The following is a 16,026-nucleotide window of genomic DNA, read 5'->3' on the forward strand; positions in this document are numbered from 1 at the left end:
ACCGGTGCAGCAGCCTCAGCGGCCGATCACATCATCCTCGACGTCGTTCACGTCAATGCCCAGCGCCTCCAGGCCGGCTTCCAGGTTGTCGGCCAGATGCGGCGTGCCGAGCAGGTAATCCACAGTCGGTGTGGTCGCTTCCTGCCGGGCGGTATAAATCGCCTCGGCCAGCTCCTCCGGTTCGAAACTTCCGCGGCCGACCCACATGATGCCGACCAGTTCCGATTGCTGGTCCTCGCTCATCCGGTCGATAAAGGCACGCAGCTCACCCTCGGCCCGGCCTAGCTCCCGGGCCATCATCGCCACCTGTGCCACCTTGCGGACTGAGATCTCCAGCATTGCTCCATTCCTTCTGTTCGCAGCCTCAGCATATCAAACAGTCAAGAAAACACCTAAGTCTTTGATCTGGGGCAAATGGCGCGGCGGCTAGCCCTTCGCCTTGCCGAAGAGTGCAAGCCCTTTGCTGCGCCCGCGCAAGACCTCCGCCGGCAGCGCGGTCCAGCCCTCGCGCGCGGGCTCTGCCCCGGCCTCCGCCAGCAAATCGGCTGAAACTATCAGCGGCATGCCTTGCGCCTTGGTCAGCTGCTCCAGCCGCGCCGCGGTGTTCACCGTGTCGCCGAAGACGGAATACTCCAGCCGCGCCGAGGTGCCGGTCACACCCGAGAACACCTCTCCCCAATGCACTCCGACCCCGACACCCAAACCGGTGTCCCCGGCCTGCTCCCGCGTCTTCCGCCAGTCCTCCATGTGCGCCAGCAGGCCTTCCGCGCAATCCAGAGCCCGCGCCGCCGCCCGCTCGCCATCAAACAGGATCATCGCGGCGTCGCCGATAAATTTGTCGATCAGCCCGCCAGTCCGGGCCGCCACCTCCTCGACCCGGCCCCTGAACCCGGTAATCAGGCGGCTCACCTCCTGCGGCTCACGGCCCTCGCACCAGCTGGTGAAACCGCGGATGTCAATAAACAGGATCGCCATCTTCTGCTGTCGGCCCTCCTGCATCGCCTCCAGCCCGCCGCCCGCCAGGCGGTCCGCCAGCTGAGACGGCAGGTATCGGGTCAGATTTGCCTTTTGGCGGGCTTCTTCGATGGACCTGTGCAGAAGGGCCCGCATCCGCACCGCGGCCACAACCAGAACCACGCCTGCCAGGCACAGCATAACCAGCCGCATGAAGTTCGGAGGTGAATCCAGGGACAACCTGATCCTTCCAACCAAATCCGGCGTGGTTGCAGGCGGCTGCCACAGGATCATCCAGCCGAACCCAACGGCCACCAAACCCACCATCACCGCAAGCCGCAAGGGGCTCAGCCGCAGCACCCCGAAAGCCAGCACGACGGGCGCCATCCAAACAGCGGGCATGACAAAGACTGCGCCGCCGGGCACACCTGTGTTCAGCAGCGAAAGAAAGGTGTTCAGCAGCAGAAAGGAGCAATCCGCCAAAACCGCCAGCCAAATCATCCAGGCCTTGAACAGCCCCTTGCCGATTGCCCAATAGATCAGTACGCCGACTGCCAGGTAAGACAGCATAGTGACTGCCGCCAGCCCGACCTGGCGCCGCAAATGCGGCTCGTCAATCACCCGCACGGACTCAACGGCCAGCATCATTGCGATCATCAGGCCCAGCGCCACCGCAATCCGCAAAAGCGCGACGATGCGCTCGGCCTCGACCTCCGCAGCGCTCAGCAGGGCCGACTCTTCCGGCCTCAGAGCTTTCAGAGCCGGCAGCAGCCGCATCTACTCATCCGCCAAAACCGCCACCTGGCGCGGCTCGACCTCCACCTGGCCAGGGTCCTCCAGCTCAGCCCCGTTGGCGACTACGCCCATCGCCTCAAACCTTCGGGCCGACGGCAGCACCCGCGCTTCCAGCGAGCCCACTGCCTTGTTGTAGTTGTTCACTGAGGAAGACAGCGACCGCCCTACCGACGCCAGATTCTTGGAGAAGGTCGCCAGCCGGTCATAAAGCTCCTTGGCGGTCTTCTGAACTTCAACCGCGTTTTCCGCCATCTTCTCCTGCTGCCAGCCATAGGCAATCGACTTGACCAGGGCCATCAGCGTGGTCGGCGTGGCGATCAGAACCTTGTTCTCAAAGGCGTATTCGATCAGGCCCGGGTCCGCTTCCGCCGCGGCCGACACGAAGGTTTCACCGGGGATGAACATCACCACGAAATCCGGCGTCTCGCCCAGCGCGCTTTGATAGGATTTGGAGGCCAGCTGCCGCACATGGGTTTTCACGTGGCTGGCATGCCGCGCCAGCGCCGCCTGCTGCTGATCCGGCGTTTCCGCTTCCAGCGCATCCAGATAGGCCTCCAGCGGAGTCTTTGCATCCACCACGATGCTTTTGCCGCCGGGAATGCGCACCACCGCGTCGGGGCGGCGCAGGCCCTCATCGGTGCCGACGCTCTTCTCCAGTTCGTAGTCCACATGCTCGGCCATGCCGGCCATCTCGAACACCTGCCGCAGCTGCATCTCGCCCCAGCGGCCGCGCGTTTTCGGCGCCCGCAGGGCCTGCACCAGCTTGCGGGTCTCGCCGCCCAGCGCGGCCTGCCCTTCTGCCAGGTGTTTCACCTGCGCCTTGATCGCGCCGTAGGCCTCGTTGCGGGCCTGCTCGATCTCCTTGATCCGCTCGCCGAACTGGCCCAGCTTCTGGTCCAGCGGTTTCACCAGACCTTCGATCGCGGCGTGGCGCTTGGCCAGATCCTCATCTGCTGTCTTGCTGTGGGCCTGAAACCGCTCGCTGACCAGGCTCAGGAAGCTCTCGGAGTTCTGCTTCAAAACGCCCGAGGCCAGCGAGGCAAACTTGTGCTCCATCTGCTGGTTCATGTGCTGCAGTTCTTCCAGCCGCGCGGTGTGCTCCGCCTTCAGCGCCTGCACCTGCGCTTCCGCCTGATAGCGGGCCGCCCGCTCGTTCTCGCTGGTGCGGCGCAGGGTGGCCAGCTCGTCCGTCAGTTCCGGCAGCCGGGCCGCTTCGGCCTTCAGTCCGGCGATGTGGCTGCGCTGATCCGCGTTCACCTGTTCCAGCTGCCGTGCCGTGCCGCGCAGCCGCAGCCCCGCCAGCGCCAGAAGCGCGGCCAATCCGGCCAGCGCGTAGATTGCCCATTGGGCCTGTTCCAATGTCACTGCTCGTCCTCCGTTTACCGGGGGTTATAGTTCAGCTGCGCCCGAACAGGCGCTCGATATCTGCCAGTTTCAATTCCACATAGGTAGGCCGGCCATGGTTGCACTGGCCGGAATGGGGGGTTGCCTCCATCTCCCGCAGCAGCGCGTTCATCTCCTCGCCCCGCATCCGGCGGCCGGAGCGGATCGAGCCATGGCAGGCAACCCGGCTCAGGATCGCCTCAACCCGCGCCTGCACCAGCTGGCTTTCGCCCTGGTCCGACAGCTCATCCAGGATGTCCTTGATCATCGCCTCGGCATTCACTTCGCCCAGGATCGCCGGGGTTTCCCGCACGGCAATAGCGTTGCCGCCGAACGCCTCGATGCCAAGGCCGAATTTCGCCAGCTCATCGGCCAACCCCAAGAGGCAGGCGCAGTCGTTGTCGCTGAGCTCGATGATTTCCGGGATCAGCAGCGCCTGCGCCGCGACGCCGCTTTCGGCCATCTGGCGTTTCAGCTTTTCATAGACCAGCCGCTCATGCGCGGCGTGCTGGTCGACAATCACCATGCCGTCGGCGGTCTGGGCGATGATGTAGTTCTCATGCACCTGGCCCCGCGCCGCGCCCAGCGGCAGGGCTTCGGCCCCGGGCGCGGTGCCCTCAGTCGCATCCGAGGGCTGACCCGGGGCCATCGGGGCCTCCGGCGGTTCTGTCACCCGGCCGCTGTAGGCACCGGCCAGCTCGGCAAAACCCGGAGACGCCGGGGGCTGGTAGGCGGGTGCGGGCGCAAAGCTCTCTGGCTGCTGAGCTGTATAAGATGCCGCCCGTGCGCCATAGGAGGGCCGGTCCATCTGATAGATCCGGGGGGCACCGCTCGCGGTGGGCTGTTCTACCTTCATTGCTCCGAGCGTGGCACCAGCCACGGTGGTCGAGGCGCGGTGGCCAGCTTCGGCCAGCGCATGGCGCAGGGAGGAAACGATCAGCCCGCGTGCCAGACCGGGATCCCGGAACCGCACCTCGGATTTCGCAGGATGCACGTTCACGTCCACCAGCTGCGGGTCGCAATCGATAAACAGCGCCGCCGCCGGGTGCCGGTCGCGGCTGAGGAAATCGAAATAGGCCGCCCTGAGCGCGCCGGTCAGCATCTTGTCCTTCACCGGCCTTGTGTTCACAAACAGGAACTGCGCCACCGCCGCGCCGCGGGAATAGGTCGGCAGCGCCGCATAGCCATAAAGCCGGATACCCTCGCGGCTGGCGTCGATCTTCAGCGCGTTTTCGGCAAATTCCCGTCCCAGCACAGAAGCCAGACGCCCGTGCAGCGCATCGAAAAGGTCGCCTGACAAGGGATCGGCGCGGAAGGTCACCCGCCCCTCGCCGCCGCCGGAGACATCGCGCAGGGTGAAGCCAACCGAAGGCTCAGCCATCGCCAGGCGCTTTACCGTGTCCCCGATTGCCTGCGCCTCCGCCCGGTCGGTGCGCATGAACTTGAGCCGCGCAGGCGTGGCAAAGAACAGGTCGCGCAGTTCGACAATGGTGCCTGCCCGAAGGGCAGCAGGCTTCACCGGCTCCAGCTTGCCGCCTGAAACCCGGATCTGCGCCGGCTCATGCCCCGGCGCACGGCTGGTGATGGTCAGCCGCCCGACAGCGCCAAGCGAGGGCAACGCCTCGCCCCGGAAGCCGAAAGTGTGGATGTTCAGCAGATCCGTGCCGTCGATCTTGGAGGTCGCATGGCGGCTCAGCGCCAGCGGCAGGTCCTCCGGCGTCATTCCGCAGCCATCGTCAGTGACCCGGATCAGCGTCTTGCCGCCATCGGCAATCTCCACCGTGATCCGCGTGGCCCCGGCGTCAATGGCGTTTTCCACCAGTTCCTTCACGGCGGATGCGGGGCGCTCCACCACCTCGCCCGCGGCAATCCGGTTGATGGCGCTGTCGTCCAGCTGGCGGATGACCGGCCGGACGTCTGACGCCGATTTTTCGCGGATATGGGGTTCTGCACTGCTCATACCGCTAAATTTAGCATGTATGGCCGATTCTGCCACCGGAATGCGCAGCGGCCCCTGAGCAGTGAAAATAATCAGAAAAGTAGCCCAATAGAGCCAGACCCCAGCGGCTTTCCGCGCGGGCACAGGCCCTGCCCCTTGATTTTTTGTCCATTTAGTCAAAAAATATGCCCGTCTGCGGGGCCGCTCGCTTGCCAATATGCCGCACCCGTGCGATTTTCGCACGGAACTCTTCCGAGGAATTCCAATGGATAGCCAAACCGCTGAACGAAGCGCGCAGCTGCCGCAGCTGGCCGAGCCGCGCAATCCGGGCATGGATCTGGACCTGGACTGGGTCGCTGCCGTGCAGGCCAATACGTCGGCCATTGAACGCCGCTGCGCCACCCTGCCGGGCCGCCGCAGCGTCAAGAAGGACCACCAGGCCGCCTGGCTCTTAAAGGCGATCAGCCTGATCGACCTCACGACCCTGTCCGGTGACGACACCGAGGGCCGAGTCCGCCGTCTGTGCGCCAAGGCGCGCCAGCCGGTAAGCGCAGGCCTTCTGCGCACGCTGGGGATGGAGGGCCTCACCACCGGTGCGGTCTGCGTTTATCACGACATGATCCCGACCGCGGTCAAGGCGCTGGAAGGCACCGGCATCCCGGTTGCCGCCGTCTCCACCGGCTTCCCGGCCGGCCTGTCGCCGTTCCACCTGCGGGTCGCGGAGATCGAGGAGAGCGTCAAGGATGGCGCCGAGGAGATCGACATCGTGATCACCCGCCGCCATGTGCTGCAGGGCAACTGGCAGGCGCTGTATGACGAGATGAAAGCCTTCCGCCAAGCCTGCGGCGATGCCCATGTGAAGGCAATCCTCGCGACCGGCGAGTTGGGCAGCCTGCGGAACGTCGCGCGCGCCTCGCTGGTCTGCATGATGGCTGGCGCCGACTTCATCAAGACCTCCACCGGCAAGGAAAGCGTCAACGCCACGCTGCCGGTGTCGCTGGTGATGATCCGCGCCATCCGCGATTATTACGACCGCACCGGCTACCGCGTCGGTTACAAGCCCGCGGGCGGCATTTCCAAGGCCAAGGACGCGCTGGTCTATCTGGCGCTGATGAAGGATGAGCTGGGCGACCGTTGGCTGCAGCCGGACCTGTTCCGCTTTGGCGCCTCGTCGCTTTTGGGCGATATCGAGCGCCAGCTGGAACACCATGTCACCGGGGCATACTCCGCCGGCTACCGCCACGCGATGGGCTGAGGGCTGAACAGATGACCATCAAAGAGATCTTCGACACCATGGAATACGGTCCCGCCCCCGAAAGCGCTGCCGAGGCACTGGCCTGGCTGGTTGACCAGGGCAGCCGGTTCGGCCATTTCATCAACGGTGAGTTCACTGACCCCGGCGACGGTTTCGACAGCAAGAACCCGGCTACCGGCGAGGTGCTGGCCACGCTGACTCAAGCCACGCAAGCCGATGTGGATGCAGCGGTTGAAGCCGCCCGCAAGGCGCAGGGCGCCTGGGCCAGTCTTGGCGGCGCAGGCCGTGCCAAATACCTTTATGCCATCGCGCGTCTGCTGCAAAAGCACGCCCGCCTGTTTGCCGTCCTGGAGACGCTGGACAACGGCAAGCCGATCCGCGAGAGCCGCGACATCGACATCCCCCTGGCGCAGCGGCATTTCTACTATCACGCCGGGATGGCCCAGCTGATGGACAGCGAGCTGCCGGATGCCGAAGCCTTGGGTGTCTGCGGCCAGATCATCCCCTGGAACTTCCCGCTCCTGATGCTGGCGTGGAAAATTGCGCCGGCCATTGCCATGGGCAACACCGTGGTGCTGAAGCCCGCGGAATACACCTCGCTGACCGCACTGCTGTTTGCCGACATCTGCCGCCAGGCAGGCCTGCCCAAGGGCGTCGTCAACATCGTGACCGGCGACGGCGCCGCGGGCCAGATGATCACCGCCGCGGACGTGGACAAGATTGCCTTTACCGGCTCCACCTCCGTCGGCCGCAGGATCCGCGAAGCCACCGCAGGCAGTGGCAAGGCGCTGACGCTGGAGCTGGGCGGCAAGTCGCCCTACATCGTGTTTGACGACGCGGATATTGATTCCGCCATCGAAGGTCTGGTGGACGCAATCTGGTTCAACCAGGGCCAAGTCTGCTGCGCCGGTTCCCGGCTCCTGGTGCAGGAGGGCATCGCAGACCGCTTCCACACCAAGCTGAAGGCCCGCATGGACGGGCTGCGCGTCGGCAACCCGCTGGACAAATGCATCGACGTCGGTGCGGTGGTGGACCCGGTGCAGCTGGACACCATCAGCAGCATGGTCGCGGCCAACACCGCGGGCAGCATGCACCAGGCACGGGTCGAAATGCCCGCAGAGGGCTGCTTCTACCCGCCGACACTGATCGAAGGCCTGTCGCCTGCCGATCCGCTGATGCAGGAGGAGATCTTTGGCCCTGTCCTGGTCTCCTGCACGTTCCGCACCCCCGAAGAAGCGGTGGAGCTGGCCAACAACACCCGTTACGGGCTGGCTGCGACTGTCTGGACCGAAAACGTGAACCTGTCCCTGGACATGGCGCCGAAACTGGCGGCCGGCGTGGTGTGGGTCAACGGAACCAACATGTTCGACGCCGCTGCAGGCTTTGGCGGCGTGCGCGAAAGCGGCTTCGGCCGCGAAGGCGGCTGGGAAGGCCTTGCGGCCTATACCCGGCCCAAAGCCAAGGCCAAACCGCTGGCCAAGGTGGAAGCGTTTGAAGGCACGGGGGCCCCGGCGGACACGCTGGACCGTACTGCCAAGCTCTATGTCGGCGGCAAGCAGGCGCGCCCGGACGGCGGTTATTCCCAGGCCATCTACGGCAAGTCGGGCACTTTGCTGGGTCATGCCGGACTTGCCAACCGCAAGGACGTGCGCAATGCAGTCGAAGCCGCGGCGGGCGCAAGCAAGTGGTCCAAGACCACCGGCCACCTGCGGGCGCAGATCCTCTATTACATCGGCGAAAACCTCTCTGCCCGTGCGGACGAGTTCGCGGCCCGCATTGACGCGATGACCGGCAAGAAAACCGGCGCGGCAGAAGTCGAGGCCTCGATCCAGCGGCTGTTCTCCGCCGCTGCCTGGGCCGACAAATACGACGGCCAGGTCCACGGCGTACCGATCCGCGGCGTAGCGCTTGCGATGAAAGAGCCGGTTGGCGTGATCGGGGCGCTCTGCGCCGATGAGGCGCCGCTCCTGGGTCTGGTTTCGGTGATGGCGCCGGCCATTGCCATGGGCAACCGGGTGGTGCTGGCTGCCTCCGAGCCGTTCCCGCTGGCGGCGACGGATTTCTACCAGGTGCTGGACACGTCGGACGTGCCCGGCGGCGTGGTGAACATCCTGACCGGCAGCCACGCGGAGATGGCAAAACCGCTGGCTTCGCATCTGAATGTGGACGCGGTCTGGAGCTTCTCCTCCACCGATCTGTCTGCGGCAATCGAAGCGGCTTCGGCAGGCAACTTGAAGCGCACATGGGTCAACAACGGCACTGCAACCGACTGGATGCAGGACCAGACCAAGCGCTTCCTGCAGGAGGCCACCGAGGTGAAGAACATCTGGGTGCCCTACGGCGAGTAAGCCCGAACTGCATCCGGCAAGAATCAAGACGCCGCTCCGTCCGGGGCGGCGTTTCTTTTTTGATCTGCAGCCGGACCGCGAAAGCCCGCCGCGCGCAGGCAAGAGCCGCCCGTGCGCAGCACGGGCCACGCCCAAGACCAAAGGCTGCCCGGCGCAGCCGGGGGGCCTGCGGGCGCGGGAGCGCTCCTTGGCTTGAAAACCATGAAAAAAACGCCCGCTCCTTTCGGAACGGGCGCTGGAAATCCGGATAAGCGCGGATTAGCGGCGGATACCCAGGCGTTTGATCAGATCCTGGTAGCGGGCCTCATCCTTGCCTTTGGTGTAGTCCAGCAGCTTGCGGCGCTGAGCAACCATTTTCAGGAGGCCACGGCGGCCGTGGTTGTCCTTCTTGTGGGTTTTGAAGTGCTCAGTCAGGGTGTTGATGCGCGAGGTCAGGATTGCAACCTGGACTTCCGGGGAACCGGTGTCGCCTTCTTTGGTTGCGAATTCTTTCATCAGGCGCGATTTTTCTTCCGCAGTGATCGACATCGGGGTCTCCTTCATAGGTTAGAGTGGATGGCGCAGGCCGGGATGTCGTCCAGCACAGGCCCGTGGAGAAACCTGCCGCAGAATCGCGGCAGATGCGGGCGTATATGATGTTTACGCCATAAAGGCAAAGGATAACTGCCAGCCGCCCGGTGTCATACTCCCGTCAGCGGCGACAGCATCCCGGCGGTAGCGGCAGAAGCGGTATCGATCAGAACGAGATCCGCAACTGTCAGCCCCTCAGCGCCGGCAACCCGCAGGGCCGGTTCGCCGTCAACAAGGATCAGATGTTCCTCTTCGGCATCCGGGTTTTGCTGCACCTCGACCGCGGGTTCTTCGCCAATCGAAAAGTCCCAGACCAGCACCAATTGGTCCTCGCCCGGGTCATAGTCCATCAGCTGTACACCTTCCGCGGTGCCGGTCCAGTTGCCCGCCGTGAATTGGTCTGCGCCCGCGCCGCCGGTCAGCACATCCCCAGCCCCCGCAATCAGGGTGTCATCGCCATCGCCGCCATTTACAAAGTCCTGCTCAGTTCCATCCCCGGCGCCGGACACCACGTCATTGCCGGTGCCGCCGAACAGCGCATCTTCGCCGCCGCCGCCCAGCAGGCTGTCATCGCCGTCATTGCCGTGCAGTGAGTCCGCGCCGTCGCCGCCCGCAAGCCAGTCTTCATTACGGCCGCCGTGCAGCAAATCCGCACCGCCGCCGCCCAGCAGGCTGTCATTGCCGAAATGCCCGAACAGACTGTCGCCGCCGTCCCCGCCTTGCAAGGCGTCATCGCCGTCTTCACCATGCAGCAGATCCTCATCTTCGCCGCCCAAAAGACTGTCGTCACCGCCGCCGCCATGCAGGACATCGCTGCCGGAGCCGCCCTCCAGCCAGTCATCGCCGCCGTAGCCGCCGATCTGATCGTCTCCGCCGCCGCCGTTGATGCTGTCCTCCAGCGCGCTACCCGCCAGAACGTCGCCGTCCTCGGTGCCGGTCACGGCCCCGCTGCCCTCAGGCGTCAATGCCTCGCTTTCGTCCGCAGCCGCAGTCTCTCCGCCCGGCTCGATAGATCCGCCGTCAAGGCCGCCGCCCGTCATCTCCGGATCAGCCTGCGCGCTGATGTCCTCTTCTTCTTCGGGCTCGGTCTCAACCAGAACCGCGCCACCGACCGCAACCAAACCCAATAAACTTGCCAACCACAACATTGCCAACTCAACCCAAGAGGAACGAAACTCTCACGCCACAATTGTACAAAGACCCGCGCCAAGCAAAACAAAACAAGAACATCGGTTAATGACGGTTAATGACAGCGCTCCTCCGCCTTCCACAACTGCGGCTGCTGGCTGTACGCGATATACAGCGGATGCTTGGGATGTCCCGCCTTGCTGAGACCGAGATGATGGAGCGGCATGCCAGTGGCCCGCAGTGCAGCTGCCACCCGCGCGCCCTGGCCGCGATGTTCGCCATGGGTGCCCCAGGCGCAGATCACCATGTCCGCCCACTCCATGCCCTCCAGGACGGCCGCCATATTGCCCGGCCCTTCCGGCGCATCCAGACGGCGCATCTCGCGCGGGTCGGTCACACGGCAGGCAAAGATGTTGGTGGCCCGGAAACCGCCAAACCCCAGCGCCCGGGCGCGGCGCTCGCAGCGTTCGATGGTCGGATCGTTCTGAACCTCGGTGGCGGTGGAGGGGTTCAGCATCACGAACATCACCTTCCGCCCGTCCGGATCCCAGATCCGGGTCAGGCTGTAGCGGTAGGTCTCGCAATCTGAATAGACGGCGGTTGAGGGCGCGTCGCCCTTGGTGTGGCTGCGAATGATCATGCGGCTGGTTCTACTGCGGCCGGGGTTGTGTTCCAAGCGGTCTTCGCGCAACCTGAAGCCGAAGGGCGGGCGCATTTCTGCCGCTATGATTTTGACCGGTTCGAATAGTCAGAGTGATATGGAACTTCTCATTTTTCTTGCACTTGCAGGTTCGGCCATAGCGGTTGGCTATGACGGCTCAGATGCTGCTTCTGAAGGATCATCCGAAACGGAGGGGCCAGAAGAACCAGACCAGCCGGTTCAAGCCATAGAAGTCTCCGGTACCGCCGGTACTGATGACGTTCTGGAAGGCGGCGTGGGAAATGACACGCTGAGGGGTAACGCTGGCGACCGGGACCTGCTGGCAGGCGGCGGCGGCGGCGACGAACTGCACCTGAGCGCGGGCAACTCCGCCCAGGGCGGCGAGGGCGGGGACCGGTTTATCCTGGGCGACGAAGGCAGCCGGGAAACGGTGATCGAGGATTTTGAACTGGCCTCCGATCAGCTCGCATTCGCCATCGACACCGGACACACCGAATTGTTCGAAACCGAGGATGGCACCGGCCTGCGTTTCATCGACACGCTCAACCAGCGGACAATCCTGACTCTGCCCGGGGTTACTCTGGCTGACGGCGAAGCGATTGAGGTGGATATTCTGGACGGCAGTGGCGCGGCTGCCAGCACGCTGCGGTTCGAGGACCCTGGCCGAAGCGTGCCCTTTGCGCTGGATGCGGTCAGAGGCACCTCAGGGGACGACGAGCTGGCCGGTACAGCAGGTTATGACGTTGTCTTTGGCGAAAGCGGCGCGGATACCCTGTCCGGCGGCGCGGGCAACGACTGGCTCTTCAGCGGCAGCGGCGCGGTCTTTTACGAGGGCTCTTACAATCACTACCCAGGCGACTTGACCAGGATCGGCGACGATGGCGATGTGCTCGACGGCGGCGCCGGCGATGACCACCTGTGGATCGGACCCGGCACCACCGCAGCCGGCGGCGCTGGAGCAGACAGCTTCCACGCCTTCACCAATGTTTTTGAACCCGGCACCCCGGCAGCGGAAATCAGCGATTTCGACCCATCAGAGGATCAGCTGCGGATTGATTTCCCTGTTGTCGCCGGCCACAGCAGGGTTCCGGATTTCCACTTGGAGGACGCCATAGCCGGGCTAAGCATCAACTATGACGCGGATCAGGACAGCACCCTGATCGCCATGGACGGTGTAAGCATCGCCACCCTGCCCGGCGACCAGTCAGGCGTCGGCATTGCATTCCATGACGACTATTCCACCAGCGAAGACCGCTGGCGCAATGCTGCGGGTGAAGAAATCAGCGCCGAAGACGGCGCAGATGCCGCCATACTCCTGACCGCTCAGGATTATTATTCAGTGTTCGGAATCAACGAAACGGCCGCACCTGCCTGAGGAAAAGGCGAACAGCCGCCTGACTGCCGGCTCTTGCGAGAGCTGCCGCCAAAGCAGCGCGGTTCCGGTTTGGGTAGGCGGGATCAAGTTAGCAGCTGATTGCAAAGGCGCTTTTCACACCCTAGGGTGGAGTCACTTCATACCTGAACATTGTCCTTGATATTGATCTCCTAAAGAGATTCCCATGGAACTTCTTTTCTTACTCTCGCTTGCAACAATCGGTTCTGCCGCAATGGCAATGGGTGGTGATGACAGCTTCGAAGCGGACGAACCGGCAGAACCAGCAGAACTGGACGATCCGCGTGAGCTGACAGGTGAAGTCAACTTTGATGACACCCTTATTGGCGGCAGCGGCAATGACACCCTGACCGGCAACCGCGGCGACACAGACGTGCTTCTAGGCGGGGACGGCGATGATCAGCTGCACCTGCAGCAGGGCAACACCGGAACCGGCGGCGAGGGCGCAGACCGGTTTTCCGTGGACGGAGCTCATTTCTCCAATGCTGGCGAGAACCTGATCAGGCTGACCGATTTCAACCCGTTAGAAGACCAGCTGGTTCTTGAGGACTTCGGCACCGGGATGCAGGTTGCCCCCTTGCCGGACGAAGAAGGCCTGGGGATCTATTCCCGTGATGGAGAAATGGTTCTTTCCCTCCCCGGCGTGACGGAGCTGCCGGAGGGCTCGGTTATCTTCGAAGGGCAACTGCCTGTGCAGGGCTGGGAGTATGAAGAGGTTTCCTTTGACGCCGTGACGTCGGAAGACAGTGAAATCGCTATCGCCGAACCGGCAGCCGGGGACCTTTACAGGATGGTGATCGCAGGCAGCGGAGACAACGCCATTTCCGTCTCATCTGATGGCTCGCTGATCAACGGCGGTGCAGGTGATGATGTGATCACGGTCACGGGCGATGGCAAAACCGCCCTGCCCGAGGCGAGTGTTAGCTCCGGCTCTGCCCTCTATGAGATCCGGGATCAGGGCTGGCTGCACGGATCCGAAGTCCTGCATCACAATCTGTTTGGCTGTGAAGGCGCGGATACGATCCGGGTTTCCGATGCGGAAGCCTCCGTTTTCATCGGCACCACAGGTGACGGTGCAGGCGACCTGGTTCAGCTGGACAATGCAGCAACAGTGCTTGTTGAGGCCGGGAACGGCGACACCGTGGTGGCTGCAGATGGGGTTGAACGGCTGTACGCGTATTTTGATGGCGACGGCGGGGTTCTGGAAGGCGGCGCTGCCCTGGTTTCGGCCTGGGCCGAAGGCGACAGCACCCTGAACGGCGGCGATGGAAACGACTTTCTGGTTGGCGGCGATGGGGCACAGAGTATCCACGGCGGCGCCGGGAGCGACACCATCCACGGCAACGACAACAGCTATCACTCCAACCACAGCGCCTCTGTCTTCGAGTATATCGACCAAAATCGGGATACTCTGGATGGCGGAACAGGGGAGGACCGGATTTATGCCTCCGGCGGCGACCTGGTGACAGGTGGCGAGGGGGCAGACAGCTTCTGGGCCTACGTGAACCCTGACAGCACGCTGGGCGGCACGGTCATCACTGATTTCGACCCTGCCACGGAAAGCGTGCAGGTTTCGATTGCCGGCGGCGCGGTTCTGCCAGAGGACAGTGTGGCGCATGGCCCCAGCTACGACCTGCGCGGCCGGGTCACACTAAGTGAAACAGCGGATGGCGGCTCAAGCGTTCAGGTAGACGGTCACAAGGTGCTGAACCTGCAAGGCCAGACGGGCCTGAACGCCGGCTTCCTCCATACCTCGGAAACCGGAGAGGAAACCTGGTACGATCTGGAAGGCAACGAGGTCAACCGGAACGGCTTGCACATTCAGTTGAGCGTCTTCCACAACTACCGGGGCTAAAGAATCGGCCCCAAGGTACTGCTGGCAGCCGGATCACTCCGGCTGGACAAATACCCTGCTGGGATGAAGGGTGCCGGATTTGTATACGCCAACGGCCACTGCCTGCCCATCAAGCGAGGCCCAGGCCTCATCCCCGTATTCCACGTTGTCATTGGGCAGCACCATGCCCGGGTTGCCATTGCGCAGCCGGACGGCGGCCTCGGGGGTGCACTTGACCTCCGGCAGATCTGCAAGGCCTTCCTCCAGCGGGCGCAGGAATGCGTCCAGCTCCGGGGTGCGGGCCAGGCGGTCGATTTCCTCCAGCGAGATCCCGTCCTCAGCCGCATCAAACGGGCCGGACCAGATGCGGCGCAGTTCCTTCACATGGCCGTGGCAGCCCAGCGCCGCCCCCAGGTCGCGCGCGATCGAGCGCACGTAGCCGCCCTTGCCGCAAGTCATCTCCAGCACCACATGGTCTTGGTCCGGGCGGTCCAGCATGACCAGTTCTTCCACCCACAGCGGACGGGCTTCGATCTCGACGTCTTCTCCGTCGCGGGCCAGCTTGTAGGCACGCTGGCCGTCGATTTTCACAGCAGAGAACTTTGGCGGCACCTGCATGATCTCGCCCAGGAAGGGCAGCAGCGCCTCCTTGATCTGTTCATCCGTCGGACGTTCGGTGCTTTCGGCAATCACCTCGCCCTCGGCATCATCCGTGTTGGTCGCCTGACCCAGCCGCACGGTGAAGGTATAGGCTTTGAGCGCGTCGGTGATATAGGGAACGGTCTTGGTCGCTTCGCCCAGCGCCACCGCCAGAACGCCGGTTGCTTCGGGGTCCAGGGTGCCCGCGTGGCCGGCCTTCTTGGCATCCAGCGCCCAGCGCACCTTGTTCACGACTGCCGTCGAGGTCAGGCCCGCGGGCTTGTCCACCACCAGCCAGCCGGAAATATCGCGCCCTTTGCGTTTGCGTGCCATGCATCGTCCCCATGTGTATGTGAGGCGCGCCGGTTACCGGATCGCCGGGACAGTGTCAATTTAGCAAAGGCGCTGGCGGCGGGAAAGCGGCGCTGCGCAGCTTGCCCTTGCCGGGATCACGCAGTAGGCAAGCCGCCATGGCCGTTTCAAGCGAATACACCCCGCCGCAGGACCCGCTGGAGATCCTGCACCACGACGCCGAACTTTTAGCGGTGAACAAGCCTGCCGGCCTGTTGTCGGTTCCAGGCCGCGGGGAGCATCTGGCCGATTGCCTGATCAGCCGCATCCAGGCTGCCTTCCCCGAGGCCCTGCTGGTGCACCGGCTGGACCGCGACACCTCCGGCGTGATGGTGTTTGGCCTTTCCCCGCATGCGCAGCGGCACCTGTCGATGCAGTTTGAAAAACGCACCGCGAAGAAAGCCTATGTAGCGCGGATTGCAGGCAGGCTGGAGCCGCGCAGCGGCACCGTGGACCTGCCGCTGATCGTCGACTGGCCGAACCGGCCCAAACAAATGGTCTGCCACGAGACCGGCAAGCCTGCCGTCACCGACTGGCGGGTGATGAAGTATGAGGACGGTGCCACACGGGTGCGGCTGACCCCCAAGACCGGGCGTTCGCATCAGTTGCGGGTGCATATGCTGTCGCTGGGCCACCCGATCCTGGGCGATCCGCTCTATGCCACTGGCGCCGCGCTGGAACATCCGCGCCTGATGCTGCATTCGGAGGAATTGCGGATCAAGCACCCAGACAGCGGCGAGTCCTTGAAGTTCCGGGTCAAGCCGGATTTCTGAAGC

General features: G+C 64.0%; 13 protein-coding genes. 5 read left to right on the forward strand and 8 right to left on the reverse strand.

Going from position 1 to position 16,026, the window contains the following annotated elements; translation table 11 throughout:
• Window positions 1–15: 15 nt before the first annotated feature.
• The 4 genes from LHL23_RS11000 to mutL form a co-directional block, all read right to left on the reverse strand.
• The gene (locus LHL23_RS11000; RefSeq protein WP_039193284.1) at window positions 16–339 is read right to left on the reverse strand and encodes a DUF3775 domain-containing protein; all 324 of its coding nucleotides are present in this window, start codon (window positions 337–339) and stop codon (window positions 16–18) included.
• Window positions 340–426: 87 nt separating this feature from the next.
• A complete protein-coding gene (locus LHL23_RS11005) occupies window positions 427–1,731 on the reverse strand; it encodes an adenylate/guanylate cyclase domain-containing protein (RefSeq protein ID WP_226429896.1) in 1,305 nt (434 codons plus the stop codon).
• A complete protein-coding gene (rmuC, locus tag LHL23_RS11010; protein WP_226429897.1) occupies window positions 1,732–3,114 on the reverse strand; it encodes a DNA recombination protein RmuC in 1,383 nt (460 codons plus the stop codon). It abuts the gene before it with no gap.
• 31 nt (window positions 3,115–3,145) lie between these two features.
• Window positions 3,146–5,092 carry a DNA mismatch repair endonuclease MutL gene (gene mutL, locus LHL23_RS11015; protein ID WP_226429898.1) on the reverse strand — a complete coding sequence of 649 codons (1,947 nt, stop codon included), beginning with the start codon at window positions 5,090–5,092 and terminating at the stop codon, window positions 3,146–3,148.
• A 244-nt stretch (window positions 5,093–5,336) separates the two neighbouring features.
• Between mutL and deoC the strand changes: the two genes are divergently transcribed.
• Both deoC and LHL23_RS11025 read left to right on the forward strand, forming a co-directional pair.
• Window positions 5,337–6,326: a deoxyribose-phosphate aldolase gene (gene deoC, locus LHL23_RS11020; RefSeq protein ID WP_222477369.1), complete on the forward strand. Its 990-nt coding sequence runs from the start codon at window positions 5,337–5,339 to the stop codon at window positions 6,324–6,326.
• An 11-nt stretch (window positions 6,327–6,337) separates the two neighbouring features.
• Complete coding sequence (locus LHL23_RS11025; RefSeq protein WP_226429899.1) at window positions 6,338–8,674, forward strand: aldehyde dehydrogenase family protein; 2,337 nt, start codon at window positions 6,338–6,340, stop codon at window positions 8,672–8,674.
• A 258-nt stretch (window positions 8,675–8,932) separates the two neighbouring features.
• Here LHL23_RS11025 and rpsO read toward each other — a convergent pair whose 3' ends face one another.
• From rpsO to LHL23_RS11040, 3 genes are all read right to left on the reverse strand, one after another.
• A complete protein-coding gene (gene rpsO, locus LHL23_RS11030) occupies window positions 8,933–9,202 on the reverse strand; it encodes a 30S ribosomal protein S15 (protein ID WP_226429900.1) in 270 nt (89 codons plus the stop codon).
• 152 nt (window positions 9,203–9,354) lie between these two features.
• Window positions 9,355–10,371, reverse strand: coding sequence for a calcium-binding protein (locus LHL23_RS11035; RefSeq protein ID WP_226429901.1), 1,017 nt, complete (start codon window positions 10,369–10,371; stop codon window positions 9,355–9,357).
• Window positions 10,372–10,487: 116 nt separating this feature from the next.
• Window positions 10,488–11,012, reverse strand: coding sequence for a DUF1643 domain-containing protein (locus tag LHL23_RS11040; protein WP_226429902.1), 525 nt, complete (start codon window positions 11,010–11,012; stop codon window positions 10,488–10,490).
• 118 nt (window positions 11,013–11,130) lie between these two features.
• Between LHL23_RS11040 and LHL23_RS23490 the strand changes: the two genes are divergently transcribed.
• Complete coding sequence (locus tag LHL23_RS23490) at window positions 11,131–12,408, forward strand: calcium-binding protein (RefSeq protein ID WP_264181205.1); 1,278 nt, start codon at window positions 11,131–11,133, stop codon at window positions 12,406–12,408.
• A 232-nt stretch (window positions 12,409–12,640) separates the two neighbouring features.
• Complete coding sequence (locus tag LHL23_RS11055; protein WP_226429903.1) at window positions 12,641–14,281, forward strand: calcium-binding protein; 1,641 nt, start codon at window positions 12,641–12,643, stop codon at window positions 14,279–14,281.
• A 33-nt stretch (window positions 14,282–14,314) separates the two neighbouring features.
• Here LHL23_RS11055 and truB read toward each other — a convergent pair whose 3' ends face one another.
• On the reverse strand, window positions 14,315–15,232 hold the full coding sequence (gene truB / locus LHL23_RS11060) for a tRNA pseudouridine(55) synthase TruB (protein ID WP_226429904.1): 918 nt from the start codon (window positions 15,230–15,232) through the stop codon (window positions 14,315–14,317).
• A 137-nt stretch (window positions 15,233–15,369) separates the two neighbouring features.
• Between truB and LHL23_RS11065 the strand changes: the two genes are divergently transcribed.
• A complete protein-coding gene (locus tag LHL23_RS11065; RefSeq protein WP_226429905.1) occupies window positions 15,370–16,023 on the forward strand; it encodes an RluA family pseudouridine synthase in 654 nt (217 codons plus the stop codon).
• Window positions 16,024–16,026: the final 3 nt, after the last annotated feature.

It is taken from the genome of Leisingera sp. McT4-56 (assembly GCF_020514995.1).
Classification (GTDB): Bacteria; Pseudomonadota; Alphaproteobacteria; order Rhodobacterales; family Rhodobacteraceae; genus Leisingera; species Leisingera aquaemixtae_A.

Bases quoted from the DNA above. Each gene is read 5' to 3' on its own strand.
- rpsO (WP_226429900.1), bottom strand. From the start codon at position 9,202: ATGTCGATCACTGCGGAAGAAAAATCGCGCCTGATGAAAGAATTCGCA.
- LHL23_RS11040 (WP_226429902.1), bottom strand. From the start codon at position 11,012: ATGATCATTCGCAGCCACACCAAGGGCGACGCGCCCTCAACCGCCGTC.
- LHL23_RS11065 (WP_226429905.1), top strand. From the start codon at position 15,370: ATGGCCGTTTCAAGCGAATACACCCCGCCGCAGGACCCGCTGGAGATC.
- LHL23_RS11055 (WP_226429903.1), top strand. From the start codon at position 12,641: ATGGCAATGGGTGGTGATGACAGCTTCGAAGCGGACGAACCGGCAGAA.
- LHL23_RS23490 (WP_264181205.1), top strand. From the start codon at position 11,131: ATGGAACTTCTCATTTTTCTTGCACTTGCAGGTTCGGCCATAGCGGTT.
- truB (WP_226429904.1), bottom strand. From the start codon at position 15,232: ATGGCACGCAAACGCAAAGGGCGCGATATTTCCGGCTGGCTGGTGGTG.
- LHL23_RS11000 (WP_039193284.1), bottom strand. From the start codon at position 339: ATGCTGGAGATCTCAGTCCGCAAGGTGGCACAGGTGGCGATGATGGCC.
- mutL (WP_226429898.1), bottom strand. From the start codon at position 5,092: ATGAGCAGTGCAGAACCCCATATCCGCGAAAAATCGGCGTCAGACGTC.
- LHL23_RS11025 (WP_226429899.1), top strand. From the start codon at position 6,338: ATGACCATCAAAGAGATCTTCGACACCATGGAATACGGTCCCGCCCCC.
- deoC (WP_222477369.1), top strand. From the start codon at position 5,337: ATGGATAGCCAAACCGCTGAACGAAGCGCGCAGCTGCCGCAGCTGGCC.
- LHL23_RS11005 (WP_226429896.1), bottom strand. From the start codon at position 1,731: ATGCGGCTGCTGCCGGCTCTGAAAGCTCTGAGGCCGGAAGAGTCGGCC.